This is a genomic window from Pseudomonas sp. ES3-33 (assembly GCF_000952175.1).
Taxonomy (GTDB): domain Bacteria; phylum Pseudomonadota; class Gammaproteobacteria; order Pseudomonadales; family Pseudomonadaceae; genus Aquipseudomonas; species Aquipseudomonas gregormendelii.
In genome coordinates, this window is sequence record NZ_JZRI01000074.1 from 40,035 (window position 1) to 64,994 (window position 24,960).

A 24,960-nucleotide genomic window follows, 5' to 3' on the forward strand; every position below is an offset into this window, starting at 1 on the left:
GCCTCATCGCGGGCTTGCCCGCGATGAGGCCGGCACAGGCAAGACAAAATCAAACCCTGATTTCCACTTCCCCCAAATGCCCGCCATACGGCCCGAAGCTCCGCTCGACCATATGCCGCGTGCCATCCGCCTGCACAATCAGCGCCGTACTCGCCCGCGTCCCGTAAGTCGGGCTGGCAATGAACACACTCGACAGCAACGCCTCGGTTGCCAGCCCCACCCCGGTATCCGGCAGCTCGGCAAAGTCGGCTGTCTGCGGGTCGTTGAGCAGCGCGAGCAGAACATCAGGCTGTGGATCGTCCAGCGCTCTTTCCAGTGCCGAGCGGGCCTTGAGCAACTTGGGCCAGGGCGTGTCGAGCCCGGCATTGGATAAACCATAGACTCCCGGCTGCAGCATCACCGCCTCCGACTCCCGGGCGTTGAAGTGCCACAGCTCATGATTGTTGCCAACCAATAGGTTAAAGCCGGCATATTCAACCGAACGTCCGACAACGTCGGTTAAATAATCATCAATTGGTATGTCGCCACTGAGGAACCGTGCGACCAGCTCGCCCCGGGATTTGCGCGCTGGTGGCTGATGGGGATCGCGAATATTGGTCAGCGCGGCGAAGCGGCCATTGGCGCCGATACCGAGCCAGGTGCCGCCGGCTTCCAGGTCGCGACCGGCGTACACCTGGGGCGCTTGCGACCACTGCGCAAGGGGCAGGCTGGGACGGGCGTAGAACTCGTCGCGGTTGGCCGCCACGATCAGCGGCTGGGCATGCCCGGGTCGCCAGGCAAAAACAATCAGGCACATAAGAGGGTCCCATGCATTTTTTTCCACTGTACGCAGTCATCGTCCGTCGATCCATCGCCCTGCACAGTGGAGCCTTGGCCCCCGCATCCGTTACCATGCCGCTCCTGATTTCACGATGCTAGGGATATGGCCATGGAAATTCTGCTCTATCTGGCGCTGGGCGCCTGTGCGGGTGTACTGGCCGGGCTGTTCGGGGTGGGGGGCGGCATCATTATCGTCCCGGTACTGGTGTTCAGTTTCACTTTGCAGGGTTTCGATGCGTCGATCCTGACTCACCTGGCGGTGGGTACATCCCTGGCAACGATCATTTTTACCTCGGTCAATGCGGTTCGCGAGCATCATCGCCGCGGGGCCGTGCGTTGGCCGATCTTCGCGTGGATGACCGTGGGTATCCTGATGGGCGCCGGCTTTGGTGCGCTGACGGCCGAAGCGATCTCCGGGCCGAACCTGCAGAAGATTATTGGCGTATTTGCGCTGGTCATCGCTGTGCAGCTGGCTCTGGACGTCAAGCCCAAGGCCAGCCGAACGGTGCCCGGCAAAGTCGGTCTGACCCTGGCCGGCAGCGTGATCGGTTGGGCCTCGGCGATTTTCGGGATCGGCGGTGGCTCGCTGACCGTGCCGTTCCTCACCTGGCGCAGCGTGCCAATGCAGCAGGCGGTGGCCACGTCATCGGCGTGCGGCCTGCCGATTGCGCTGGCCAGTGCTTTAAGTTTCATGATTCTGGGCTGGCACGATCCGTTGTTGCCGGCCCATAGTCTCGGTTTTATTTATTTACCGGCGCTGCTGGGCATTGCCCTGACCAGCATGTTCTTCGCCCGGGTGGGCGCGCGGCTGGCTCACCGACTGTCGCCGAAATTGCTGAAAAGACTGTTTGCCGCTTTGCTGTTCTGCGTCGGGCTCAGCTTCCTGCTTTGACGCGCTCCGCAATACTGGCTTAATCCTGGCGTGACAGCGTCGCCCGGGAATTTAGAAAGTTTCAACTCTAACGAGGAGTCGCAATGCTGCCTTACCCGCAGATCGACCCGGTGGCCTTGGCCATCGGTCCGCTGAAAATCCACTGGTACGGCCTGATGTACCTGATCGGCATTGGCGGCGCATGGTGGCTGGCGTCCCGCCGGCTGAACCGCTTCGACCCGACCTGGACCAAGGAGAAGCTCTCCGACATGGTGTTCTGGATGTCGATGGGCGTGATCGTCGGCGGCCGCCTGGGCTATGTGCTGTTCTACGATCTGAATGCCTATCTGGCCAACCCGACGCTGATTTTCGAAGTGTGGAAGGGCGGCATGTCGTTCCACGGCGGCTTTATTGGCGTGATGCTGGCGGCATTGTGGTTCGGCAAGAAGAACAACAAGTCGTTTTTCCAGCTGATGGATTTCATCGCACCGATGGTGCCGATCGGCCTGGGTGCCGGCCGTATCGGCAACTTCATCAACGCCGAACTGTGGGGCAAGGCAACGGACGTGCCGTGGGCGATGGTGTTCCCGACCGATCCTGCGCAACTGGCGCGTCACCCGTCGCAGCTGTACCAGTTCGCACTGGAAGGCGTGGCGCTGTTTGCGATCCTGTGGATTTTTTCCCGCAAGCCACGGCCGACCATGGCGGTGTCGGGGATGTTCGCGCTGTTCTACGGCATCTTCCGCTTCATCGTTGAATTCGTCCGCGTACCGGACGCGCAACTGGGCTATCTGGCCTGGAACTGGCTGACCATGGGTCAGGTGCTGTGCGTACCGATGATCGTTGGCGGGTTGTTCCTGATCTGGCTGGCGTATCACCGCGCCCCGGCTACTCCGGCAGCGGCAGTATAAAATTCGAACCCGGGGCTCGGGCCCCGGGCTCAAGGACACAGGTAACTCATGAAGCAATATCTCGAACTGGTCGCCCACGTCATCAAGAACGGCACCAAGCAGGCCAACCGTACCGGCGTGAACACCATCAGTTTTCCCGGTGCGATGCTGCGTTATGACCTGCAAGAAGGTTTTCCGGCAATCACCACTCGCAAAATGGCCTTCAAATCGGCCATTGGCGAGATGTGCGGATTCTTGCGAGGGGTGAACAACGCCGCCGAATTCCGCGCCCTGGGCTGCAAGGTCTGGGACCAGAACGCCAACGAAAATGCGCAATGGCTGGCCAACCCGTTCCGCCAGGGTGAAGACGATCTCGGCGAGATCTACGGTGTGCAGTGGCGCAAATGGCCGGCATACAAGCAGATCCCGGTCAGCAACCAGGCGGCGATCGAGCAGACCCTGAGCCAGGGATATCGGCAGATCGCCGCGGGCGAAGAAGACGGCGAGGCTTATGTGGTGCTGTACAAGGCGATCGACCAGATCCGCCAGTGTATCGACACCATCATCAAGGACCCAGGTAGCCGGCGCATCCTGTTCCACGGCTGGAACGTCGCGCAGCTCGATGAAATGGCCCTGCCGCCGTGCCACCTGCTGTACCAGTTCCACCCGAATGTCGAGACCAGGGAGATTTCCCTGACCCTCTTCATCCGCTCCAATGACCTGGGCCTGGGCACGCCGTTCAACCTCACCGAAGGCGCCGCGCTGCTGAGCCTGATCGGCCGCCTGACCGGCTATACACCGCGCTGGTTCACCTACTTCATCGGTGATGCCCACGTGTACGAGAACCATCTGGACATGCTCAACGAGCAGCTCACGCGTGAGCCGTTCCCTATGCCCAAACTGGTGATCAGCGACCGGGTGCCGGAGTTTGCCAAGACCGGTGTTTATCAGCCTGAGTGGCTGGAGCTGATCGAGCCTGGCGATTTCTCGCTGGAAGGCTATCAGCACCACGCGCCAATGACCGCGCCGATGGCGGTCTAACGCCTCCGTTATCTCTCCGCGTAGGAGCTGCCGAAGGCTGCGATCTTTTGATCTTGATTCACAGCAAGATCAAAAGATCGCAGCCTTCGGCAGCTCCTACAGGGGATGGGTGGTGCTTTTAGTGGCCGTGGCTGCGGCCAACATGGGAGGGCTCGACTTCCGTCGCGACAACCCCGCCACTCACCTCCAGCCGCTGCAAAATCCCGCAATGCTCGCTCCCTGGCCCCTCGCCGCAACGTTGGCGCAGGTCGAGAAGCTGTGCCTGCAATGCCAGCAAGCCCTCGATCCGGGCCCTGACGTGATGGATGTGCTCATCCACCAGCGCATTCACGCTTTCACACTGATCCTGCGGACTGTCGCGCAATGCCAGCAGGCTGCGGATCTCTTCCAGGGTCATGTCGAGGGTGCGGCAGTTGCGGATAAACGTCAGGCGTTCGACGTGGGCCTGGGTGTATACGCGGTAGTTGCCGTCACTGCGCGCGGGCTCTGGCAGCAGGTTCTCACGCTCGTAATAGCGGATGGTCTCCACGGCGCAGTCGGTCAGTTTGGCCAGCTCTCCGATCTTCATGGCTGCAAATCTCCAAATGGGTGCTTGACCCTATAGTGGCTACAGGGTCTTTACTTGGCAACAGGCACCTACATGGACGCAAACCAATGAGCGACTCCCAGCACATCCACAAACCCGGCGCGGATCACGATCATGATCACGCCCCCAAGCTTCAGCCTGTACAACAGCATGACCATGGCAGCCATGGCGACTCGTGCTGTGCTTCCAAAGCCGCTGCGCCGTCGCTGATCAAGCTGAGCGAAACGCCGACCGACGGCGCGCGCCTGAGCAGTTTCCGCATCGATGCCATGGACTGCCCGACCGAGCAGACGCTGATCCAGAACAAGCTCGGTAAACTGGCAGGTGTGCAGCAACTCGAATTCAACCTGATCAATCGGGTCCTGGGCGTGACCCATGACCTGCCCAGTACGGCGCCGATCATCGAGGCGATCAAGTCGCTGGGCATGGTGGCCGAGCCGATGGAGCAGGGCGCCGAAACGCCTGCGCCGATTCCCGAGAAAAAGCATTGGTGGCCTCTGGCGCTGTCGGGTGTGGGTGCACTGACTGCAGAAGTGATCCACTTCACCAACGCCGCGCCGGACTGGGTGGTGGCGATCATCGCGCTGGTTTCGATCCTCAGTGGTGGCCTCACTACGTACAAAAAAGGCTGGATTGCGCTCAAGAACCTCAACCTGAACATCAACGCGTTGATGAGCATCGCGGTCACCGGCGCGGTCCTGATTGGCCAGTGGCCGGAAGCGGCGATGGTGATGTTCCTGTTCACTGTGGCCGAGTTGATCGAAGCCAAGTCGCTGGATCGAGCGCGCAACGCCATTGGCGGCCTGATGCAGATGACCCCGGAACAGGCCACGGTGCAGCAAGCCGACGGCCGCTGGGTTGAGCAAGACGTCAAAACCATCGAGCTCGGCGCGCGAGTGCGGGTGCGTCCCGGCGAGCGGATTGGTCTGGACGGCGAAGTCGTGTCGGGCAGTTCCACCATCGATCAGGCGCCGATCACGGGCGAAAGCCTGCCGATCGAGAAGACCGTGGGCGATAAGGTGTTCGCCGGGACCATCAACCAGGCAGGGTCCCTGGAATATGCCGTCACTGCTGCGGCCAATAACTCTACGCTGGCGCGGATCATCCACGCCGTGGAACAGGCGCAGGGCGCACGGGCGCCGACCCAGCGTTTCGTCGATCAGTTCTCCAAAATCTATACCCCGGCAGTGTTCCTGCTGGCCTTGGCCGTTGCCGTGATTGCGCCGCTATTCATGGGCGGCGCCTGGTTCGACTGGATCTACCGGGCGTTGGTCTTGCTGGTGGTCGCTTGCCCATGCGCGTTGGTGATTTCCACCCCGGTGACCATCGTCAGCGGCCTCGCGGCGGCGGCGCGCAAAGGCATCCTGGTGAAGGGCGGGGTTTATCTGGAGGGCGGCTACAAGCTGGATTACCTGGCGTTGGACAAGACCGGCACCATCACCCATGGCAAACCGGTGCAGACCGATTATTTGTCGCTTGACCCAACCACTGACGCAACCGCCCCAGCGATTGCGGCGGCGCTGGCCGGTCGCTCGGATCACCCGGTGTCGTTGGCCATCGCCAATGCGGCTGTGGATAAACAATTCGCGCCGCTGGTTGTGGATAACTTTGAAGCGCTGGCTGGTCGCGGTGTGCGCGGTGAAATCAACGGTCAGGTCTACCATTTGGGCAACCATCGGCTGGTAGAAGAGCTGAATCTTTGCTCGCCGGAACTGGAAGAGAAGCTGTTTGCACTGGAAAAACAGGGTAAATCGGTGGTCTTGTTGCTCGACAAGTCCGGCCCGCTGGCGCTATTCGCCGTGGCCGATACGGTCAAGGAGTCCAGCCGCGAGGCGATCCGGCAACTGCACGAACTGGGCATCAAAACCCTGATGCTTACCGGCGACAACGTCCACACCGCTCAGGCGATTGCCGCGCAAGTGGGTATCGACGAAGCCAAGGGCGACCTGCTGCCAACCGACAAGCTGCAAGCCATCGAAGCACTTTATGCACAGGGCCATCACGTCGGCATGGTCGGCGATGGCATCAACGATGCGCCGGCACTGGCTCGGGCAGAGATCGGTTTCGCAATGGCGGCTGCTGGTACCGATACCGCCATCGAGACCGCCGATGTCGCCCTGATGGACGACGATCTGCGCAAGATCCCCGCGTTTATCCGCCTGTCGCGGCAAACGTCGAGCATCCTCAAGCAGAACATTGCCCTTGCATTGGTAATCAAGGCGATCTTTCTTGGGGTAACCTTCGCCGGGGTCGCCACCATGTGGATGGCGGTGTTCGCCGACATGGGCGTGAGCCTGTTGGTGGTGTTCAATGGTTTGCGTTTGTTGCGCAAGTAAGCGATGAGGATCGGGTGTGCTGAGTGCGGAGCTGAAGGCGTTTTATATGGTGGCCCGCCTGGGCAGCATCACCCAGGCGGCGAAAAAGCTCGGGCTGAGCCAGCCTACGGTGACCACCCAGATTCGCAATCTGGAAAGCCAGTACTCGGTTGAACTGTTCTATCGCGGTGGCCGCCGCCTCACTGTCAGCGATGAAGGGGCGCGACTGCTGCCCATGGTCAAGGCATTGATGCAGCAGGAGGCGGACATCGAGTTCTTCCTGCGCAACAGTGGTCAGGTTCAAGGTACTTTGCGCATCGCGGCTACTGCGCCTTATTACATTCTCGACCTGGTGAAGACCTTTCGCGAGCGCCTGCCCCAGGTGGAGGTGTCGGTGGAAATCGGCAACTCGCAGCAGGTGCTGGAGGCGCTGGAGGAGTACCGCGTCGACGTCGCTGCTTCCTCGCAGTTGCTGGATGATGCGCGATTGATCCGTCGAGTGCTGGGTACCGATCCACTGGTACTGGCGGTGCATCGCAATCATCCGCTGGCGGTGCATGATCATGTGCCGCTCAGCGCGTTGGCCGGGCATACCCTGTTGATGCGCGAATCCGGCTCCACCACCCGGCGCTTGACTGAAGAGCTGCTGGCCAGTGCCGGCGTGGGTTTCGGACCGCTGCTGGAAATTGGCAGTCGGGAGTCGATCCGCGAGGCAGTGCTGCGCAATATCGGTATCAGCATCATTGCCCGCCAGGAAGTGCCGCATGATCCGCAACTGCGGGTGTTGACCATCGAGAATGCGCCGCAGATCCCTGAATACCTGTACTGCCTCAAGGAGCGCAAGGGCGCGCGGTTGCCTGCGGCGTTTCTCGGGTTGGCGCAAGAGATGGCGCCGGCCTGAGATCTTTTGACTTCAACCCAAATCCCTGAATACCACTATCAGCCGTTTTTGCCTCACTGCCACATCACGTACGCATTACATCCCTAGGATGGCTCTCATCTGCTTTATGAGGTCTGTCCATGAACCACTCGATCGCAACTGCCCTGACCAACCCCGGCGCCCCGATGAAAGTGCGCGGCGTGCAGAAACGCTTTGGCGCGTTCACTGCGCTGGATAACGTTTCCCTCGACGTGGCAGCCGGCGAGCTGGTTTGCCTGCTCGGTCCGTCGGGCTGCGGCAAGACTACTTTGCTACGCTGCATCGCCGGCCTGGAGAAACAGGACAGCGGCGAGCTGTACCTGGGCGATCGCGACGTTTCCCACCTGGCGCCCCAGGCCAGGGACTACGGCATTCTGTTCCAGTCCTACGCCTTGTTCCCCAATCTCACCGTCGAGGCAAACATCGCCTATGGCCTAGCCGGCAGTGGTCGCGATGAAGTGCGTAAGCGTGTGGGGCAGATGCTGGAGTTGGTGGGCCTGATCGGCAGTGAAAAAAAGTACCCCGGGCAACTGTCCGGCGGCCAGCAGCAACGCGTCGCCCTGGCGCGGGCATTGGCGCCGGCACCGTCGCTGTTGCTGCTCGATGAGCCGATGTCGGCCCTCGACGCTCGGGTTCGCGAGCATCTGTGCACCGAGCTGCGCCAGCTGCAGCGCAACCTGGGCATTACCACCCTGATGGTCACGCACAACCAGGACGAGGCCATGCTGATGGCCGACCGCATCGCCGTGATGAACAACGGCAAGGTCGAGCAGTACGCTACCGCGCAGGAAATCTACGACCGTCCGGCGACTCCCTTTGTCGCCGAGTTCGTCGGCCAAGGCAACTGGCTGCCGTTCAGCCGCAGCAATGGCAGCCATGCCCAGGTGGGCGGGATGAACATGCGCCTGGCGGAGGGGGGCGCGAAAACCGCATCGGGGCGCTTGTTCTGCCGACCTGAAGCCATCTGCGTCAACCCGACGGTGCATGAGGAAAACCTGTTCCCGGCCAAGGTTCGCGAGATCACTTTCCTCGGCAACCGCTGCCGCATGAGTTTCGAACTCGACCAATTGCCTGGCCATGCGCTGCTCGCCGAGCTGGCGCCTGAAGCCATGCCGCGTCTTGGCGCGCAGCAGATCATGGTGGCTTTGCCACCGCGCAGCCTGCAGGTATTCGCCTGATGAGCGCGAACATCGCCCTGTCGATGCCGCGCAAGCAGGTGCGGCAGACTTCCCGGGCCGAAATCGGCGATCGGCTGTTCGTGGTCGGCGGCAAAATGGTTTTGCTGGTATTGCTCGGCGTCGCGGTATTGCTGCCGTTGCTGGCGATCTTCTGGCGCGGGTTCAGCGCCGAGGCCGGGCAGGGCGGTGGCCTGGTCGCCGCCCGTGAGTTGGTAACCAGTGCGAACTTCCACTGGCTGTTGGGCAACAGCTTGAAAGTTTCCCTCAGCGTAGCGGCTATTGTCGTCCCGCTGGCCTACCTCTTTGCCTACGCGCTGCAACGAACGCTGATTCCAGGCAAAGGCGTCTGGCGCGGTATTTCCCTGTTGCCGCTGATGGCGCCCTCAATGCTGCCGGGAATCGCCCTGGTCTATCTGTTCGGCAACCAGGGCATGTTGCGCGGCCTGCTCTCGGACAACATCTACGGTTTCTGGGGCATTGTTCTGGGCGAGGTCATCTACACCTTCCCGCATGCCTTGATGATCCTGCTGTCAGCGCTGTCATTGGCAGATGCGCGCCTGTTCGACGCGGCTTCCAGCATGGGCGCCAGTCCGGCGAAAGCTTTTCGCAGCATCACCTGGCCGGCGACGCGTCAGGCCGTGTTCGCGGCGTTCTGCCTGGTGTTCACCCTGACCATTACCGACTTTGGCGTGCCCGTGGTGGTCGGCGGCGATTATCAAGTGCTGGCACTGGAAGCTTATAAGGCGGTGGTCGGCCAGCAACAGTTCGGCCGTGGCGCTCTGATCGGCATGGTCCTGCTGCTGCCGGCACTGCTCAGCTTCGGTGTCGACGCCTGGTTGCGTCGCCGTCACGGCGACTCCATGAGCGGTAGGGCGCAAGTGTTCAAACCGCTGCCATCGCCCCTGCGAGACAGGTGTTACCTGGCGATCGTGATGCTGATCTGCGCGGTGCTGTTGCTGGTATTTGGCATGGCGGTGTTCTCGTCGCTGGTGAAATTCTGGCCGTACAACCTGTCGCTGTCGCTCAATCACTACCAGTTCAACGACACGGCAGGTGGTGGCTGGCTGGCCTACGGCAACAGCGTGAAGATGGCCGTGTGCACAGCGCTGATCGGCAGCGTGCTGATCTTCACCGGCGCCTACCTGATGGAAAAAACCAAGGGCCAGCGCGGCCTGAACCTGACCTTGCGCATGCTCAGCTTTGTGCCGATGGCGGTGCCCGGCCTGGTGCTCGGCCTGGGTTATGTCTTCTTCTTCAATCTCACTGGCAACCCGCTGCATGTGCTGTACGGGTCCATGACGCTGCTGGTGGTGTGCACGATTGCTCATTATTTGACCACCGCCCAGATGACCGCCACCACAGCGCTGCGCCAACTCGATGGCGAGTTCGAAGCCGCTGCGTTGTCGCTCAAGGCACCGCTGTATCGGCACTACCTGCGTGTCACCGTGCCGATCTGCCTGCCCGCGCTGCTGGACATCGTGCGCTACCTGTTCGTCTCGGCGATGACCACCGTCTCGGCCGCGATCTTCCTGTACAGCCCCGACACCATCCTCGCGGCGGTGGCGGTGCTGAACATGGATGACGCCGGCAACGTTGGCGGTGCGGCCGCGATGTCGACCCTGATTCTGTTCACCTCGGCGGGCGTGTCCCTGCTGCTGGCCTGGGCCTCGCGCGGTTTGCTGCGTCGCTCCCAGGCCTGGCGGCAGACCGTGCCCGGAAAATAGATCTGTCCCCATAAAAGGAGCTGCATCATGTTCAAGCCTATGGCCCTGGCCGCTGCTGTCCTCACCGCTTTCAGCCTGAACGCCTTTGCGGCGAAAACCGAGTTGACGGTGTACACCGCGCTCGAAGCGGAACAGCTCAAGACTTACAAAGAGGCATTTGAGAAAGCCAACCCGGACATCGGGATCAAGTGGGTTCGCGACTCTACAGGCATCATCACCGCCAAGCTGCTGGCTGAGAAAGCCCGCCCGCAGGCTGATGCCGTGTGGGGCCTGGCGGCATCGAGCCTGGCGATTCTCGACCAGCAAGGCATGCTGCAGAGCTATGCACCCAAGGACCTGGACAAGATCGGTGGCAACTACCGTGACGCCGCCAATCCACCCGCCTGGGTCGGCATGGATGTCTGGGCCGCGACCATCTGCTTCAACACCGTCGAGGCCGAGAAACAGGGGCTGACCAAGCCGGTAAGCTGGCAGGACCTGACCAAGCCTGAGTACAAAGGCAAAATCGTGATGCCTAACCCGGCGTCGTCCGGCACTGGTTTCCTCGACGTCAGCGCCTGGCTGCAAACCTTCGGCGAGAAGCAGGGCTGGCAGTACATGGACGACCTGCACCAGAACATCGGGCAATACGTCCACTCCGGCTCCAAGCCTTGCAAGCTCGCCGCCTCCGGCGAATTCCCGATCGGCATTTCCTTTGAATACCCGGCCGTTCAACTCAAGCGCCAGGGCGCTCCGCTCGACATCATCCTGCCGAAGGAAGGCCTTGGCTGGGAGATCGAAGCCACCGCGCTGATCAAGGGCTCGCAGCACGAAGAAGCGGCGAAGAAGCTGGCTGATTTCTCTGCCAGTCCGGCGGCGATGGAGCTGTATAAAGAGAATTTTGCGGTGCTGGCTCAGCCGGGAATCGCCAAGCCACAGACCGAGCTGCCGGCGGATTACGAGCAGCGCTTGATCAAGAACGACTTTGCCTGGGCGTCGAAGAATCGCGACGAAATCCTGACCGAGTGGCGCAAGCGCTATGACGGCAAGTCCGAGAAAGTGGCTGCCAAGTAGGATCTTTATCGGCTGACAGGGCCACTTCGCGGGCAAGCCCGCTCCCACAGGTTTCGAGGTGTTCGCGAATTTGGCGTTCACTACAAACCCTGTGGGAGCTGCAGTGAACAAAGATGCTGTGAACACCACAGAGCCTGTGGGGCCTGGCAAGCCAGCTCCAATAGGGATTTGTAGTGAACACAGATGTTGTGAACACCAATAAACCTGTGGGAGCGGGCTTGCCCGCGAAGGCGGCTTCGAATTCAGGACAAAACCCATGACACAACACAGCGACATACTGATCGTCGGCGCCGGCATCCTGGGTCTGTCCCATGCCTACGCCGCCGCCAGGCGCGGGCTCAAGGTCAGCGTTTTCGAACGCAGCGAAACACCCCTGGGCGCCTCGGTGCGCAACTTCGGCCAGGCCCTGGTCACCGGCCAGCCACCCGGCCCGATGCTCGAACTGGCCAAGGCCAGCCGTGATATCTGGGGCCAATGGGCGCAACTTGCCGGGCTGCAGCTCAAGCGCAATGGCTCGTACCTGTTCGCCCGCACGGAAGCCGAAGAAGGTTTGCTCGAAGCCTTTTGCGCCGGCCGCGCGGTGGAACACGATTACCGCGTCGACCTGCTGCGCGGCTCAGCGCTACGCGATTTGTACGGCGGTCAATTCCGCCATCACCGGGCCGCGCTGCATGGCCTGGAGGATCAGCAACTGTATTCCCGGGAAGCGATCCCGGCATTGATCGACTACCTGCGCCGCGAGCTGGGCGTCGAGTTTCATTTTTCGACGCTGGTGCGCGACATTGAACCGGGCCGCGTGCACAGCACTGCGGGGGTATTCAGTGCCGGGCAGATCATCGTTTGCTCCGGTCATGATTATCAGACCCTGCTGGCCGGCCCCATCGCCGAGCTCAACCCGCAAGTCTGTCGCCTGCAAATGCTGCGGGCGCGGCCGCAGGTCAACCTCAACCTGCAACATGCGCTGCTCACCGGCCTGAGCTGCGTGCACTACGGTGCTTTTGCCGATCTGCCCGAAGCTGCGGCAGTGCAGGCGCAGATTGTGCGAGAAACACCCTACTTGCACGAAAACGGCATTCACCTGCTGATTAGCCCGACGCCTTACGGCGAATTGATCATTGGCGACTCGCACCATTACGGCAACGATGCCTCACCCTTCAATGCCGAGCAGGTGGATGACTACATGATCGAACTGGCCGAGCAGACGCTTGGCTGCAAGATCAAAGTGGTGGAGCGCTGGCAGGGCGTCTACGGTTCACGGGGTCCGGCGCCCTTTTCGTTCCTGCGTCCTGCCGGCGGGCTGAGTGCAGCGCTGATGCACAGCGGGGTCGGCATGAGCGTCGGGCCGGCCATGGCTGAGCGCAACGTGGCGATCTTGCTGGGGGAATAATCATGGAGCGCAATGAGCAAGTGATTGGCGAGGTTTTCGCCCTGTACGAGCGTTACGGCGCCAGCGACTACATCGGCGAGCCGGTGTCGCAGATCGAGCATATGTCACAGGCCGCCGAACTGGCCATGGCCGAAGGTTTTGACGATGAGGTGGTGCTGGCGGCGTTCTTCCACGACATCGGGCATATCTGCGCTGCCGATGACGCCAGGAACATGGGCGGATTTGGCGTGGTCAGCCATGAGCAGTTGGGTGCCGATTTTCTGCGGCGCGCAGGTTTCAGCGAGCGCCTGGCGCGGCTGGTCGAGTATCACGTTCAGGCCAAGCGTTATCTGACCCTCAGGGAGCCTGGGTACTACGAGCGATTGAGTGAAGCCAGTCGCCGGACCCTGGTGCATCAGGGTGGGGTGATGTCCATTGAGGAAGCTGAGGCATTCGAGCGTGATCCCTTGTGCGCCGTGAGCCTGCGCATGCGGCAGTGGGATGAGTTAGCCAAGGAGATGGATGTTCCGGTGATTGATCTGGGGGTGTTGAAGGCCAAGGCGTTGCGGCTATTGGTGATCTAGGGCAGACGGACCGCGTTGCTTTCTTCGTCGCACCGCCGCCCTGAGCAAGCCCGCTCCCACCTGGTTCAGGGTTGGTCACATAGTGTGTGTCCAACACCGATCCACTGTGGGAGCGGGCTTGCTCGCGAAAGGGGCTGTACAGTAACCAGAGGTCTAAAGCTGCTGCGCCAGCACCTCTATCTGCTCCTGCCGCTCCGCCTGATTCAACTTCGCATGGGGGTTGAGCGACGACCACTGGGGATAGGCCCGGGCCTTGTTCAGTGCTTCCGGCAACTTGCCTTCGCGCCAGGTCTTGTCCTGTGGCGTGGCGACCTGGATGCTCTCCAGCGCTGCATGCCCGCGGGCATTCAGGGCCAGCAGCAGTTGGCGCTGGCGTAATGCCAACAGCCGCAGCACGCTGTCGTCGACAGTCAGTTCTCGCTGGCCCTTGATCTTGCCCAGCAGGCGGCTGCCGTAGCTGCGCGCGGTTTGCAGGGCGCCGCCGGCAATGGCGCCTGCCAGTGCCGCGGCGCCCAGCGTCAGACCACCGACCAGCAAATCCACACCGGCACCGGCGGCTGCGCCGGCGGCGATGCCACCGCCGACCCGAACGCCCAGTTGCTTGAGGGTTTCGGGATTGAACAGGTCATCGCCCCAGCGGCCATCAAGCAACGGCAAGTCGCTGGCGGCGGCATCTTGCGGGCGGAAAGCGTAGAGTTTGAGCAAGGCTTCGACGCACCGCTGTTCCCGCTGGCGCACGGCCTTGCGCAGTTCGCTGATCGCCTGCTGTTCCTGCTCGGCCTCGGCGGCGACGCTGCGTCGACACGCGGCGCAGTCGATCAACAATTCGGCTATCAACCGCGCGGCGCTATGCTGGCGGGCCAGGCGCTGGGCTTGCTGATCGGCGATCAGGCGTTCCAGCTGCGGCCGGGCGTTCTCCAGCAGCAGTGCCAGGCTTTCATACAGTCGACGTTCGCCATCTTCCGGCGGGGCGACGCTGTCGAAGCGTACCAGGGCATGCAGACCCAGCCGCGCCAATGCTTCACGCCAATCCGGTTCACGATGGTTGGCGCTGCTGACGAAGTTCAGCACCGGCAGCAGGGGTTTGCCGCAACTGGCCAGCACTTCGAGCTCGTCGCGGTATTTGGATAACACCGGTTCGCGGGCATCGATGACATAAAGGCCGGCATCACAGGTGAGCAACTGGCGCAGTACCTTGGCTTCCTGCTCGAAACGCTGCCGGGCCTCGCTGCCCTCAAGGAATCGGGCCAGGCGTGCCGGGCCGTCGAGGCGCTCGCCGGGGCGCTCCAGGCGCTCGAGATAATCGAGCAGGGCGATGGCATCTTCCAGGCCCGGAGTGTCGAACAGGTCAAGCAACGGCTCGCCGTCCACCGACAGGCGCGCACCTTCGACATGGCGGGTGGTGCTGGGCCGATGAGACACTTCGCCGAATCCGACATCCCGGGTCAGGGTTCGCAGCAACGAGGTTTTGCCAACGTTGGTGTGACCCACCACCGCGAGTTTCAGCGGGTTTTTTCGCGAATCAGTCATGACCGTTCTCCAGCCAGTTCAATGGCGCGCTGTCGGCGAACGGCAGTTCCAGCTGTTGCAGCGCCACATGCCAATCGCCCAGGCGCTCGGCATCCAGGGCCTCGCCGGGTGGGGCCTGCAGCAGCCAGACACGTGTGGCGCTGGCGTTGCGAGCCAGTTCGGCGATGAGCGCCAGGCTGCCGCGATCCGGCGAGCGGCGTGGATCGCAGGCGATGGCCAGGCGCGCGGGGGGAAACCGACTGAGCTGTTCGAGCAGTTTGTGGCGCGATTCACGACTGTCGAGAATCCCCGCGTTGCTGACATTCTTCGGCAACTGCGGCGGCCACGGGCGTTGATCGTCCAGCTCGATAGCGACCAGTAGCGCGCCCTCGCTTTGCAAGTCGCTGGTGCTGCTTTGCACCCGATGCAACCGCTCGGGCGCAGCATCGCTGATGCCCAGTCGTTCGCTGCTGGGCATCAGCCTTTCGCGAAGTTGCGCATAGCCGGCCAGGTTGAGGTCCAGATGCAATTTTGCCTGGCCGGTTTTCCAGCGCCATAGGCAGAACAACGCCAGGAGCAGGCGGGGAACGACCCCGTAGACCACCAGCACGCCCACCAGCCAGGTGGCCCAGGCTTGCCGGGCGCTTTCGATGTTCAGCGCCGCATCGCCACTGGCGCGGATCATCTCGACCGTGGGTATGTTGAAGCCAAGCAAGGCAGGCAGGGCACCCAGGGTTTGAGTCATGGCGACGAAGGTGTCGGCGCCAAGCAGGGTGGTCTCCCAGACGAAGCCGTAACGCCGGGTGGCCATCAGGGTCAGCAGCATCACCAGTGCGCTAAGCATCGCCAGCAACCAGAGGAGGTTGACCAGCAAGCCGATCGCCCAGCGATTGAGCTTGTGTCGTTGCAGCAACAGCAGCAGCGCGGGCGGCAGTTGCGCGGCCTTGGCGTCCCGGGCGAGTTTTTCGCTGAGCCACAGCCACAAACGACCGAGACTGGCGCCGTGTTCGCCGGCGAACATCAGGCCCAGGGCCCAGCTCAGCAGCAAAATCAGATTGAGCCCGAGCAGGCTGCCCAAGGCCCAGAACACATTGACCGGCAACTTCCCGTCGCTCAGCGCGGCAAACGCCAGGCCGGCGCCGCTGATCACTGCCAGTGCCGCCAGGACAATCAGCGCCAGTCGCGCACCTTGCAGCCAATGGCTGAGGGCGCTGCTCAGCCCGTCGCGCTCCGCCAGCCAAAGGGCCCGGCGTTGAATCCGTGTCGGCAGGTCGCCGCCTTCGCTGCGGGCTATTCGATTGGCTTCAATATCGTCCAGGGCCCCGGCATGTTCTTCGCGCAGGCGGATGGTTTCAGTCAGCCAGAGGTTAGTCAGTTCAGTCACGCGGCATCCCGTCGCTTAATTGAGCCGTGAGCATAACCGCTGTAGCGCTTGTCGGGGGCCTGCGTTGCGAGAAGTTGAGGCTCTGGTATCCTCGCCGACATGACTAAATCACTCCCCCTCAGCCTGATCGCAGCCCTCGGTGAAAACCGTGTGATCGGCATCGACAACAGCATGCCCTGGCACTTGCCGGGGGACTTCAAGTACTTCAAGGCCACCACCCTGGGCAAGCCGATCATCATGGGTCGCAAGACCTGGGATTCCCTGGGTCGCCCGCTGCCGGGACGATTGAATATCGTCGTCAGTCGCCAGGCCGGTCTGCAGCTGGACGGCGCCGAGGTTTATCCGTCGCTGGAGTCCGCAGTGGTTCGGGCGCAGGAATGGGCGAACCAGCAGGGTGTCGATGAGGTGATGTTGATTGGCGGGGCGCAGCTGTATGCGCAAGGCATGGCGCAGGCGGATCGCCTGTACCTGACCCGTGTGGCGCTGAGCCCCGAGGGGGATGCCTGGTTTCCGGAGTTTGATTTGATGCAGTGGACATTGGTGTCCAACACCTCGAATCCAGCTGAAGGCGACAAACCAGCGTACAACTTTGAAGTTTGGGAAAAGGCCTAAAAACATCGCCAGCAGGCTGGCTCCCACAGTGGGTTTGAGGTGAAACACAGATTGTGTGAACACCCAAAATCCCTGTGGGAGCCAGCCTGCTGGCGATGAGGCCAGATCAGACGCCAAAGAACTTAAGCGTGCGCCAACTCCGCATGCTCATCCGCATCTAGCAACTCTTTATCCGTCTGCTGCATCAACTGGCTGGTAATCGCCCCCGCCGTGATCGAACCGCTCACGTTCAACGCGGTGCGGCCCATGTCGATCAGCGGCTCAACCGAAATCAGCAAAGCCACCAGTGACACTGGCAAGCCCATTGCCGGCAACACGATCAACGCGGCAAAGGTCGCGCCACCGCCGACGCCGGCCACCCCAGCCGAACTCAAGGTAACAATCGCCACCAACGTCGCGATCCATAGCGGGTCCAGCGGGTTGATGCCCACGGTCGGTGCAACCATCACCGCCAGCATTGCCGGGTACAGGCCGGCACAGCCATTCTGGCCGATGGTCGCGCCAAACGAGGCGGCGAAGCTGGCGATGGACTGTGGGATACCCAGGCGGCTGGTCTGGGCTTCGATGCTCAGCGGAATGGTCGCGGCGCTCGAGCGGCTGGTGAAGGCGAACGTCAGCACCGGCCAGATCTTGCGGAAGAAACGCAGCGGGTTGATCCCGGCCGCCGACACCAGCACGCCATGCACCACAAACATCAAGCCCAGGCCGATGTAGGACACCACCACAAAACTGCCCAGCTTGATGATGTCTTGCAGATTGGAACCGGCGACCACCTTGGTCATCAGGGCCAACACGCCGTAGGGGGTCAACTTCATGACCAGACGCACCAGGCGCATTACCCAGGCTTGCAGGGTGTCGATAGCGTTGATCACTTTCTGACCTTTCTCGACGTCATCCTTGAGCAGTTGCAAGGCCGCAACCCCAAGGAAGGCCGCGAATATCACCACGCTGATGATCGACGTCGGCTTGGCGCGCGCGAGGTCAGCGAACGGGTTTTGCGGGATGAACGACAGCAGCAACTGCGGCACATTCAGGTCGGCGACCTTACCGGCGTAGTCGGTCTGGATGGTCTGCAGGCGGGCCATTTCCTGGGTGCCTGCGACCAGGCCCTCAGCGGTCAGGCCGAACAGGTTGGTGAGGCCGATACCGACAAGCGCGGCGATGGCCGTGGTGAACAGCAGCGTACCAATGGTCAGGAAGCTTATTTTGCCCAGTGACGAGGCGTTGTGCAGCCGCGCCACTGCGCTGAGGATGGAGGCGAACACCAGCGGGATCACGATCATCTGCAGCAGTTGTACGTAACCGTTACCCACCAGGTCGAACCAGCCGATCGACGCCTTCAGCACCGGGTTGCCCGCGCCATAAATGGTGTGCAGAGCTACGCCAAACGCCACGCCCAGTACCAGCGCAAGCAGGACCTTTTTCGCCAGGCTCCAGTTGGAGTGGCGGGTTTGTGCCAAGCCGAACAGCAAGGCCAGGAACACCAGCAGATTGAGGATCAGCGGCAGATTCATGAAAACTCCGAGAAAGACTTGTGCCCGCTGCCTTGCGGGGCAGCTGCGAACCGGCAAGCCTAACAGCTTGAAAACTAATGAATTAATATCAAAAACGCATGATAACTGTCGTTTTCGGAATAAGCGCATGTCGCTTCCGGGAATGCAGTTGGCGCAATGGAGACGTGAACGGTCGCAGGCGGGCGGGGAATGTCACACTTATTTGATAGCGTCGAGCTCTTTGAATCAGGGAGAACTACGATGAAGCTTGCTCCGAAATTTTTGCTCGCAGCACTCTGCCTGGGCCTTGCTGGCCAGGCCTTCGCCACGGATCTGAAACATTGGCCAGCCGATCAGGCCAAGGCGTTGGACGCGATGATCGCGGCCAACGCCAACAAGGGTAATTACGCGGTGTTTGACATGGACAACACCAGTTACCGCTATGACCTGGAAGAGTCGTTGCTGCCGTTCATGGAGAACAAAGGCCTGATCACCCGCGAGAAGCTTGATCCCTCCCTGAAGCTGATTCCGTTCAAAGACACCGCCGAGCACAAGGAAAGCCTCTTCAGTTATTACTATCGCCTTTGCGAAATCGACGACATGGTCTGCTATCCATGGGTCGCGCAGGTGTTTTCCGGGTTTACGCTCAAAGAGCTCAAGGGTTATGTCGATGAGTTGATGGCATCAGGCAAACCGGTGCCAGCCACTTACTACGAAGGCGACGTGGTGAAGAAACTCGACGTTAACCCGCCGAAAATCTTCACTGGGCAAAAAGAGCTCTATAACAAGCTGATGGAAAACGGCATTGAGGTCTACGTGATGACTGCCGCATCGGAAGAGCTGGTGCGCATGGTGGCGTCAGATCCGCAGTACGGCTACAACGTCAAGCCGCAGAACGTGATCGGCGTGAGCCTGCTGCTCAAGGACACCAAGACCGGCGAACTGACCACTGCACGCAAGCAGATTACGGCCGGCAAGTATGACGAGAAGGCCAACCTGGGCCTGGAGTTGACCCCGTACCTGTGGACCCCGGCGACCTGGATGGCGGGCAAGCAGGCGGCGATCCTGACTTACATCGACGAGTGGAAAAAACCGGTGCTGGTCGGCGGCGATACGCCAACCAGCGATGGTTTCATGCTGTTTCACAGCGTCGACGTGGCCAAGGGCGGTATTCACTTGTGGATCAACCGCAAGGACAAATACATGACCCAGATAAACGGCATGATGGCCAAGCATGCAGCGGCTCAGGCCAAGGAAGGATTGCCGGTGACGGCAGACAAGAACTGGGTGATCGTGAAGCCTGAAGAAATCCAATAATCCCAGATTTGTCGATCCCTGTAGGAGCTGCCGAAGGCTGCGATCTTTTGATCTTCAGAGGTCGCGTCCAAGAAAGATCAAAAGATCGCAGCCTCCGGCAGCTCCTACGGGGGATCTTCTGAAACAAAAATGCCCCGCGCTTGGCGGGGCATTGTTTTGTTCGACGGTTAAGCCTTACAGCCCGTCGAGCATCGCCTTGTTACGCACCGCGCCCTTGTCGGCGCTGGTTGCCAGCAGGGCATAGGCCTTCAGGGCAGTGGTCACCTTGCGTGGACGTTTTTCCACAGGCTTCCAGCCTTTCTGATCCTGCTCGGCACGCCGGCCGGCCATTTCTTCATCGCTGATCAACAGGTTGATCGAACGGTTCGGAATGTCGATCAGCACCTTGTCGCCGTCCTGCACCAGACCAATCGCACCACCGGCTGCCGCTTCCGGCGAAGCGTGGCCGATGGACAGGCCCGAGGTGCCGCCGGAGAAACGACCGTCGGTGAGCAGGGCACAGGCTTTGCCCAGGCCTTTGGATTTCAGGTACGACGTCGGGTAGAGCATTTCCTGCATGCCCGGGCCGCCTTTGGGGCCTTCGTAACGGATGATCACGATGTCGCCGGCCTTCACTTCGTCAGCGAGGATGCCGCGTACGGCGCTGTCCTGGCTCTCGAAGATCTTCGCATTGCCTTCAAACACGTGGATCGATTCATCGACGCCGGCGGTTTTCACCACGCAACCGTCCAGCGCGATGTTGCCGTACAGAACGGCCAGGCCGCCTTCTTTCGAATACGCATGCTCAACACTGCGGATGCAGCCGTTTTCACGGTCGTCGTCCAGGGTTTCCCAACGGGTCGACTGGCTGAATGCGGTTTGCGTCGGGATGCCCGCCGGGCCGGCTTTGAAGAAATGATGCACGGCTTCATCGTCGGTCTGGGTGATGTCCCACTTGGCGATGCCTTCGGCCAGGGTTTTGCTGTGCACGGTCGGCAGGTCGGTGTGCAACAGGCCGCCACGGGCCAGCGAGCCCAGGATGCTGAAGATCCCGCCGGCGCGGTGCACGTCTTCCATGTGGTACTTCTGGATGTTCGGTGCGACTTTGCACAGTTGCGGCACGAATCGGGACAGGCGGTCGATGTCGCGCAAGTCGAACTCCATCTCGGCTTCCTGGGCGGCGGCCAGCAAGTGCAGGATGGTGTTGGTGGAACCGCCCATGGCGATGTCCAGGGTCATGGCGTTTTCGAACGCCTTGAAGTTGGCGATGTTGCGCGGCAGTACCGACTCATCGTTCTCGCCGTAGTAACGCTTGCACAGCTCGACGATGGTGCGGCCGGCCTGCAGGAACAGCTGTTCGCGGTCGCTGTGGGTCGCCAGGGTCGAACCGTTACCCGGCAACGCCAGGCCGAGGGCTTCGACCAGGCAGTTCATCGAGTTGGCGGTGAACATGCCGGAGCACGAACCGCAGGTCGGGCAGGCGCTGCGCTCGTACTCAGCGACTTTCTCGTCAGAAGCGCTGGAGTCGGCGGCGATCACCATGGCATCGACCAGGTCGAGGCCATGGGAGGCGAGTTTGGTCTTGCCGGCTTCCATCGGGCCGCCAGACACGAAAATCACCGGGATGTTCAGGCGCAGGGAGGCCATCAGCATGCCAGGGGTGATCTTGTCGCAGTTGGAAATGCAGACGATGGCATCGGCGCAGTGGGCGTTGACCATGTACTCGACGGAGTCGGCGATGATCTCGCGGCTCGGCAGCGAATACAGCATGCCGTCATGGCCCATGGCGATGCCGTCATCCACGGCGATGGTGTTGAATTCTTTTGCCACGCCGCCAGCGCGTTCGATTTCACGGGCGACCAGTTGGCCCAGGTCCTTGAGGTGGACGTGGCCCGGTACGAACTGGGTGAAGGAGTTGGCAATGGCGATGATCGGCTTTTTGAAGTCGTCATCTTTCATCCCCGTGGCGCGCCACAGTGCGCGGGCGCCGGCCATGTTGCGGCCGTGGGTGGATGTTTTCGAGCGGTAATCAGGCATGAAGCACTCCGGGCGGCTAATCAGGTATCAAAGGGGAAGTGAGCTTCTATTGACGTCTGGAACACTCAGAAATGGCCGTGTGTCCGGAAGTTGCCGATAACTTTGCGGGATCGCCGCGCGCTTCAGCTTGAGCTCATAAACCCGCCGGGGGATGACTGGCGATGAATGAGGCGATTCTACACGGCTGGCGGCGAGAGGGAATGCCAGAACGCGCACTGGCCGCGCTCACGAGACGTGCGGCCACCCTGTAGGAGCGAGCTCGCTCGCGAAAAACCAGAGGACGCCGCGGGGTGTCAGGCTGCCAGCGTCATCGTTGACGACCATCGTGAGCGAGCTCGCTCCTACAGATAGTGTTTAGCTGTTTGGCAGCAACCGGCAGGTGATGCTCTTGATGTAGCGCGTCTCGGCAATTGCCGGGTGCACCGGGTGATCCGGACCCTGGCCGCCGCGGTCCAGCAGCTGGATGTTACGGTCCAGGTGACGGGCGCTGGTCAGCAGGATGTTCTGCAGGTCGTCTTCCGGCAGGTGCATCGAGCACGAAGCGCTGACCAGGATGCCGTCCTTGGTCAACAGGCGCATGGCTTGTTCGTTCAGGCGGCGGTAGGCGCCTTCGCCATTTTTCATGTCTTTCTTGCGTTTGATGAACGCCGGCGGGTCGGCCACGATCACGTCGAAACGTTCTTCGCTGGCTTTGAGTTCTTTAAGGGCATCAAACACATCGCCTTCGAGGCAGGTCATCTTCTCGGCGACGCCGTTCAGCGCGGCGTTGCGCTCGACACCATCGAGGGCGAAGGCCGAAGCGTCGACGCAGAAGACTTCACTGGCGCCGAAGGCCGCTGCTTGCACGCCCCAGCCGCCAATGTAGCTGTAGAGGTCGAGTACGCGTTTGCCCTTGGCATAAGGCGCCAGGCGAGCACGGTTCATGCGGTGGTCATAGAACCAGCCGGTTTTCTGGCCTTGAATGACCGGCGCTTCGAATTTCACGCCGTTCTCCTCCAGCGCAACCCACTCAGGCACCAGGCCAAACACGGTTTCAACGTAGCGGTTGAGGCCTTCGGCATCACGGGCGGCGGAGTCGTTCTTGAACAGAATGCCGCTTGGCTTGAGCACTTGGGTCAGTGCGGCGATCACGTCTTCCTTGTGCGCTTCCATGGTCGCCGAGGCGATCTGTACCACCAGGATGTCGCCGAAACGGTCGACGACCAGGCCTGGCAGCAGGTCGGAATCACCGTAGACCAGGCGATAGAACGGCTTGTCGAACAGGCGATCGCGCAACGACAGGGCAACGTTCAGGCGGTGCACCAGCAACGACTTGTCCAGCGGCAACTTGATGTCGCGCGACAGCAGGCGGGCGCAGATGAGGTTGTTCGGGCTCATGGCAACGATGCCCAGCGTCTTGCCACCGGCGGCTTCGAGGATCGCCTGATCGCCGGCCTTGAAGCCGTTTAACGGTGTGGCGGCTACATCGATTTCGTTGCTGTAGACCCACAGGTGGCCGTTTCGCAGGCGACGGTCGGCGTTGGCTTTGAGGCGCAGGCTAGGCAGGGACATGACGTCGCTCCGGAAAAAAGAGCGGGAGTATAGCGTGTTGGGGGTGGTGGCGGGCTTGCAGGTGATGAAACGCCGGCTCCCACAGCGCTTTGGTGCCGAATGCAAATTATGCATGCACAGCAGATCCCTGTGGGAGCGGGCTTGCCCGCGAAGGCGGCCTCGAACTATTACTCGGAAAGCGCGGCAATCAACTCCCGATTGAACGCCGGAATATCATCCGGCTGCCGGCTGCTGATCAGGTTACCGTCCTTGACCACTTCCTTGTCGACCCAATTGGCCCCGGCATTCACCAGATCGTCCCTGAGCGTCTTGTAGCTGGTCATGGTCTTGCCGCTGACCAGTCCGGCAGACACCAGCAACCAGCCGCCATGGCAAATCACCGCGATAGGCTTGCCCGCCGAAGTGCCGGTCTTGACCAGATGCTGGGCGTCCTGGTCGATGCGGATGGTGTCGGAGTTCTGCACACCGCCCGGCAGCACAATGGCGTCGTAATGGTCGGCGCTGGCACCCTTGAACGTGCCGTCGACCTTGAAATCATCCGCGGGCTCGTCGTGATTCCAGCCTTTGACCTGGCCTTGCTCGGCCGACAGGATATCGACTTGAACGCCGGCGTCCTCCAGAGCCTGTTTCGGACCTGTGAGTTCAACCTGCTCGAAACCATCGGTTACCAGAATCGCGACACGCTTGCCGTTCAGGGAATGGGACATGATTACAGCTCCTGAGGTGAGTACATGTTTGCCCGTGGGCATTACTCCGTCCGAAGCCGGGACGTGGATGAAAGTTCCTCCGATGTGCCCGCTGGTGTGTCGGATCCAACTTCATAAAGGTTAGAATTGCCGCCTGTCCCAGAGCGCGTACTTATGTCCCAAGAGCTGACCACCGAACAGATTCAACAGACCCTGCAAGGCATTAGCGTGCCGGCCCAGCCGCAGATCATGGTGGATTTGCAAATGGAGCAGTACATGCCGGACCCGGACCTGGAGGTGATCGCCAAGCTGATCTCCCAGGACCCTGGCCTGTCCGGTTCATTGTTGAAGATCGTCAACTCGCCGTATTACGGCCTGAGCAACAAGATCGCCTCGATCCAGCGCGCAGTGAATCTGCTGGGTAGCCGTTCGGTCATCAACCTGATCAATGCGATGTCGATCAAGGGCGAGATGAACGACGACACCATCGTCACCTTGAACCGATTCTGGGACACCGCCCAGGACGTGGCGATGACGTGCCTGACCCTGGCCAAGCGCCTCGGCGGACAGGCGGGCGATGAAGCCTATGCCCTGGGTCTGTTTCACGATTGCGGTGTGCCGCTGATGCTGCAGCGTTTCCCCGACTACATGGGTGTGCTGGAGGAGGCCTACGCCAACGCCAGTGCGGAATGTCGGGTGGTCGATACGGAAAACAGCCGGTTCAACACCAACCATGCGGTGGTCGGCTACTACACGGCGAAGTCCTGGCGTCTGCCGGAGCATGTATCCCATGCGATCGCCAACCACCACAATGCCCTGGCGATCTTCAGCGATGACTCGTCCCGCAACAGTCAGTTGAAGAACCTGCTGGCGATCCTCAAGATGGCCGAACACATCTGCGCGTCGTATCGGGTGCTGGGCAATCAGAAAATCGACCATGAGTGGAACAGCATCAGTCACCTGGTGCTCGATTATGTCGGCCTCTCGGACTACGACTTCGAGACCCTCAAGCAAACCATTCGCGACCTCGGCAATCATCGCTGAGT

21 protein-coding genes are annotated in these 24,960 nt (G+C 61.2%); 13 read left to right on the forward strand and 8 right to left on the reverse strand.

The window, feature by feature from the left end; all coding sequences use genetic code 11:
• Positions 1-49: 49 nt before the first annotated feature.
• Entirely contained in the window at positions 50-796 is a 747-nt protein-coding gene (locus UB23_RS13295; protein ID WP_045059778.1) for an NRDE family protein, read from the reverse strand.
• A gap of 132 nt (positions 797-928) precedes the next feature.
• Between UB23_RS13295 and UB23_RS13300 the strand changes: the two genes are divergently transcribed.
• The 3 genes from UB23_RS13300 to UB23_RS13310 all read left to right on the forward strand — a co-directional run bounded on the left by UB23_RS13300 (position 929) and on the right by UB23_RS13310 (position 3,621).
• Positions 929-1,711: a sulfite exporter TauE/SafE family protein gene (locus UB23_RS13300; RefSeq protein WP_045059779.1), complete on the forward strand. Its 783-nt coding sequence runs from the start codon at positions 929-931 to the stop codon at positions 1,709-1,711.
• 83 nt (positions 1,712-1,794) lie between these two features.
• Entirely contained in the window at positions 1,795-2,601 is an 807-nt protein-coding gene (lgt, locus tag UB23_RS13305; protein WP_045059780.1) for a prolipoprotein diacylglyceryl transferase, read from the forward strand.
• A 48-nt stretch (positions 2,602-2,649) separates the two neighbouring features.
• Positions 2,650-3,621 carry a thymidylate synthase gene (locus UB23_RS13310; protein WP_045059781.1) on the forward strand — a complete coding sequence of 324 codons (972 nt, stop codon included), beginning with the start codon at positions 2,650-2,652 and terminating at the stop codon, positions 3,619-3,621.
• Between the two features lie 118 nt (positions 3,622-3,739).
• Here the strand turns inward: UB23_RS13310 and cadR are convergent, their stop codons facing one another.
• Complete coding sequence (cadR, locus tag UB23_RS13315; protein ID WP_045059782.1) at positions 3,740-4,189, reverse strand: Cd(II)/Pb(II)-responsive transcriptional regulator; 450 nt, start codon at positions 4,187-4,189, stop codon at positions 3,740-3,742.
• Positions 4,190-4,275: 86 nt separating this feature from the next.
• Here cadR and UB23_RS13320 point away from each other — a divergent pair, with 86 nt between their 5' ends.
• The 7 genes from UB23_RS13320 to UB23_RS13350 all read left to right on the forward strand — a co-directional run bounded on the left by UB23_RS13320 (position 4,276) and on the right by UB23_RS13350 (position 13,346).
• On the forward strand, positions 4,276-6,543 hold the full coding sequence (locus tag UB23_RS13320; RefSeq protein WP_045059783.1) for a heavy metal translocating P-type ATPase: 2,268 nt from the start codon (positions 4,276-4,278) through the stop codon (positions 6,541-6,543).
• 16 nt (positions 6,544-6,559) lie between these two features.
• Positions 6,560-7,423, forward strand: a complete 864-nt coding sequence (locus tag UB23_RS13325; RefSeq protein WP_045059784.1) for a LysR family transcriptional regulator — start codon at positions 6,560-6,562, stop codon at positions 7,421-7,423.
• 119 nt (positions 7,424-7,542) lie between these two features.
• Positions 7,543-8,619 carry a putative 2-aminoethylphosphonate ABC transporter ATP-binding protein gene (locus UB23_RS13330; RefSeq protein WP_045059785.1) on the forward strand — a complete coding sequence of 359 codons (1,077 nt, stop codon included), beginning with the start codon at positions 7,543-7,545 and terminating at the stop codon, positions 8,617-8,619.
• Entirely contained in the window at positions 8,619-10,343 is a 1,725-nt protein-coding gene (locus UB23_RS13335; RefSeq protein WP_045059786.1) for a putative 2-aminoethylphosphonate ABC transporter permease subunit, read from the forward strand. The genes UB23_RS13330 and UB23_RS13335 overlap by 1 nt, the downstream gene beginning before the upstream one ends.
• Positions 10,344-10,370: 27 nt before the next feature.
• Complete coding sequence (locus UB23_RS13340; protein WP_045059787.1) at positions 10,371-11,396, forward strand: putative 2-aminoethylphosphonate ABC transporter substrate-binding protein; 1,026 nt, start codon at positions 10,371-10,373, stop codon at positions 11,394-11,396.
• 256 nt (positions 11,397-11,652) lie between these two features.
• Positions 11,653-12,783 carry a TIGR03364 family FAD-dependent oxidoreductase gene (locus tag UB23_RS13345; RefSeq protein WP_045059788.1) on the forward strand — a complete coding sequence of 377 codons (1,131 nt, stop codon included), beginning with the start codon at positions 11,653-11,655 and terminating at the stop codon, positions 12,781-12,783.
• A 2-nt stretch (positions 12,784-12,785) separates the two neighbouring features.
• Positions 12,786-13,346, forward strand: coding sequence for a phosphonate degradation HD-domain oxygenase (locus UB23_RS13350; RefSeq protein WP_045059789.1), 561 nt, complete (start codon positions 12,786-12,788; stop codon positions 13,344-13,346).
• A gap of 153 nt (positions 13,347-13,499) precedes the next feature.
• On the opposite strand, the gene UB23_RS13355 is transcribed toward UB23_RS13350, so the two are convergent.
• Both UB23_RS13355 and UB23_RS13360 read right to left on the reverse strand, forming a co-directional pair.
• On the reverse strand, positions 13,500-14,876 hold the full coding sequence (locus UB23_RS13355; protein ID WP_045059790.1) for a GTPase/DUF3482 domain-containing protein: 1,377 nt from the start codon (positions 14,874-14,876) through the stop codon (positions 13,500-13,502).
• On the reverse strand, positions 14,869-16,239 hold the full coding sequence (locus UB23_RS13360) for a DUF2868 domain-containing protein (RefSeq protein WP_045059791.1): 1,371 nt from the start codon (positions 16,237-16,239) through the stop codon (positions 14,869-14,871). Before UB23_RS13360 ends, UB23_RS13355 begins: the two co-directional genes overlap by 8 nt.
• 99 nt (positions 16,240-16,338) lie before the next feature.
• On the opposite strand from UB23_RS13360, the gene UB23_RS13365 reads away from it, so the two are divergent.
• Positions 16,339-16,851 carry a dihydrofolate reductase gene (locus tag UB23_RS13365; protein ID WP_045059792.1) on the forward strand — a complete coding sequence of 171 codons (513 nt, stop codon included), beginning with the start codon at positions 16,339-16,341 and terminating at the stop codon, positions 16,849-16,851.
• Between the two features lie 122 nt (positions 16,852-16,973).
• On the opposite strand, the gene UB23_RS13370 is transcribed toward UB23_RS13365, so the two are convergent.
• Positions 16,974-18,365 (reverse strand): L-cystine transporter, encoded by a 1,392-nt coding sequence (locus UB23_RS13370; protein WP_045059793.1) that lies wholly within the window; start codon positions 18,363-18,365, stop codon positions 16,974-16,976.
• Between the two features lie 240 nt (positions 18,366-18,605).
• Between UB23_RS13370 and UB23_RS13375 the strand changes: the two genes are divergently transcribed.
• The gene (locus UB23_RS13375; protein ID WP_045059794.1) at positions 18,606-19,661 is read left to right on the forward strand and encodes a phosphorylcholine phosphatase; all 1,056 of its coding nucleotides are present in this window, start codon (positions 18,606-18,608) and stop codon (positions 19,659-19,661) included.
• 174 nt (positions 19,662-19,835) lie between these two features.
• On the opposite strand, the gene ilvD is transcribed toward UB23_RS13375, so the two are convergent.
• The 3 genes from ilvD to UB23_RS13390 all read right to left on the reverse strand — a co-directional run bounded on the left by ilvD (position 19,836) and on the right by UB23_RS13390 (position 23,935).
• The gene (gene ilvD, locus UB23_RS13380; protein ID WP_045059795.1) at positions 19,836-21,677 is read right to left on the reverse strand and encodes a dihydroxy-acid dehydratase; all 1,842 of its coding nucleotides are present in this window, start codon (positions 21,675-21,677) and stop codon (positions 19,836-19,838) included.
• A gap of 354 nt (positions 21,678-22,031) precedes the next feature.
• A complete protein-coding gene (locus UB23_RS13385; RefSeq protein ID WP_045059796.1) occupies positions 22,032-23,228 on the reverse strand; it encodes a class I SAM-dependent rRNA methyltransferase in 1,197 nt (398 codons plus the stop codon).
• A gap of 167 nt (positions 23,229-23,395) precedes the next feature.
• The gene (locus tag UB23_RS13390) at positions 23,396-23,935 is read right to left on the reverse strand and encodes a type 1 glutamine amidotransferase domain-containing protein (RefSeq protein ID WP_045059797.1); all 540 of its coding nucleotides are present in this window, start codon (positions 23,933-23,935) and stop codon (positions 23,396-23,398) included.
• A gap of 207 nt (positions 23,936-24,142) precedes the next feature.
• Here UB23_RS13390 and UB23_RS13395 point away from each other — a divergent pair, with 207 nt between their 5' ends.
• Positions 24,143-24,958, forward strand: coding sequence for an HDOD domain-containing protein (locus tag UB23_RS13395; protein ID WP_177328558.1), 816 nt, complete (start codon positions 24,143-24,145; stop codon positions 24,956-24,958).
• Positions 24,959-24,960 lie beyond the last annotated feature (2 nt).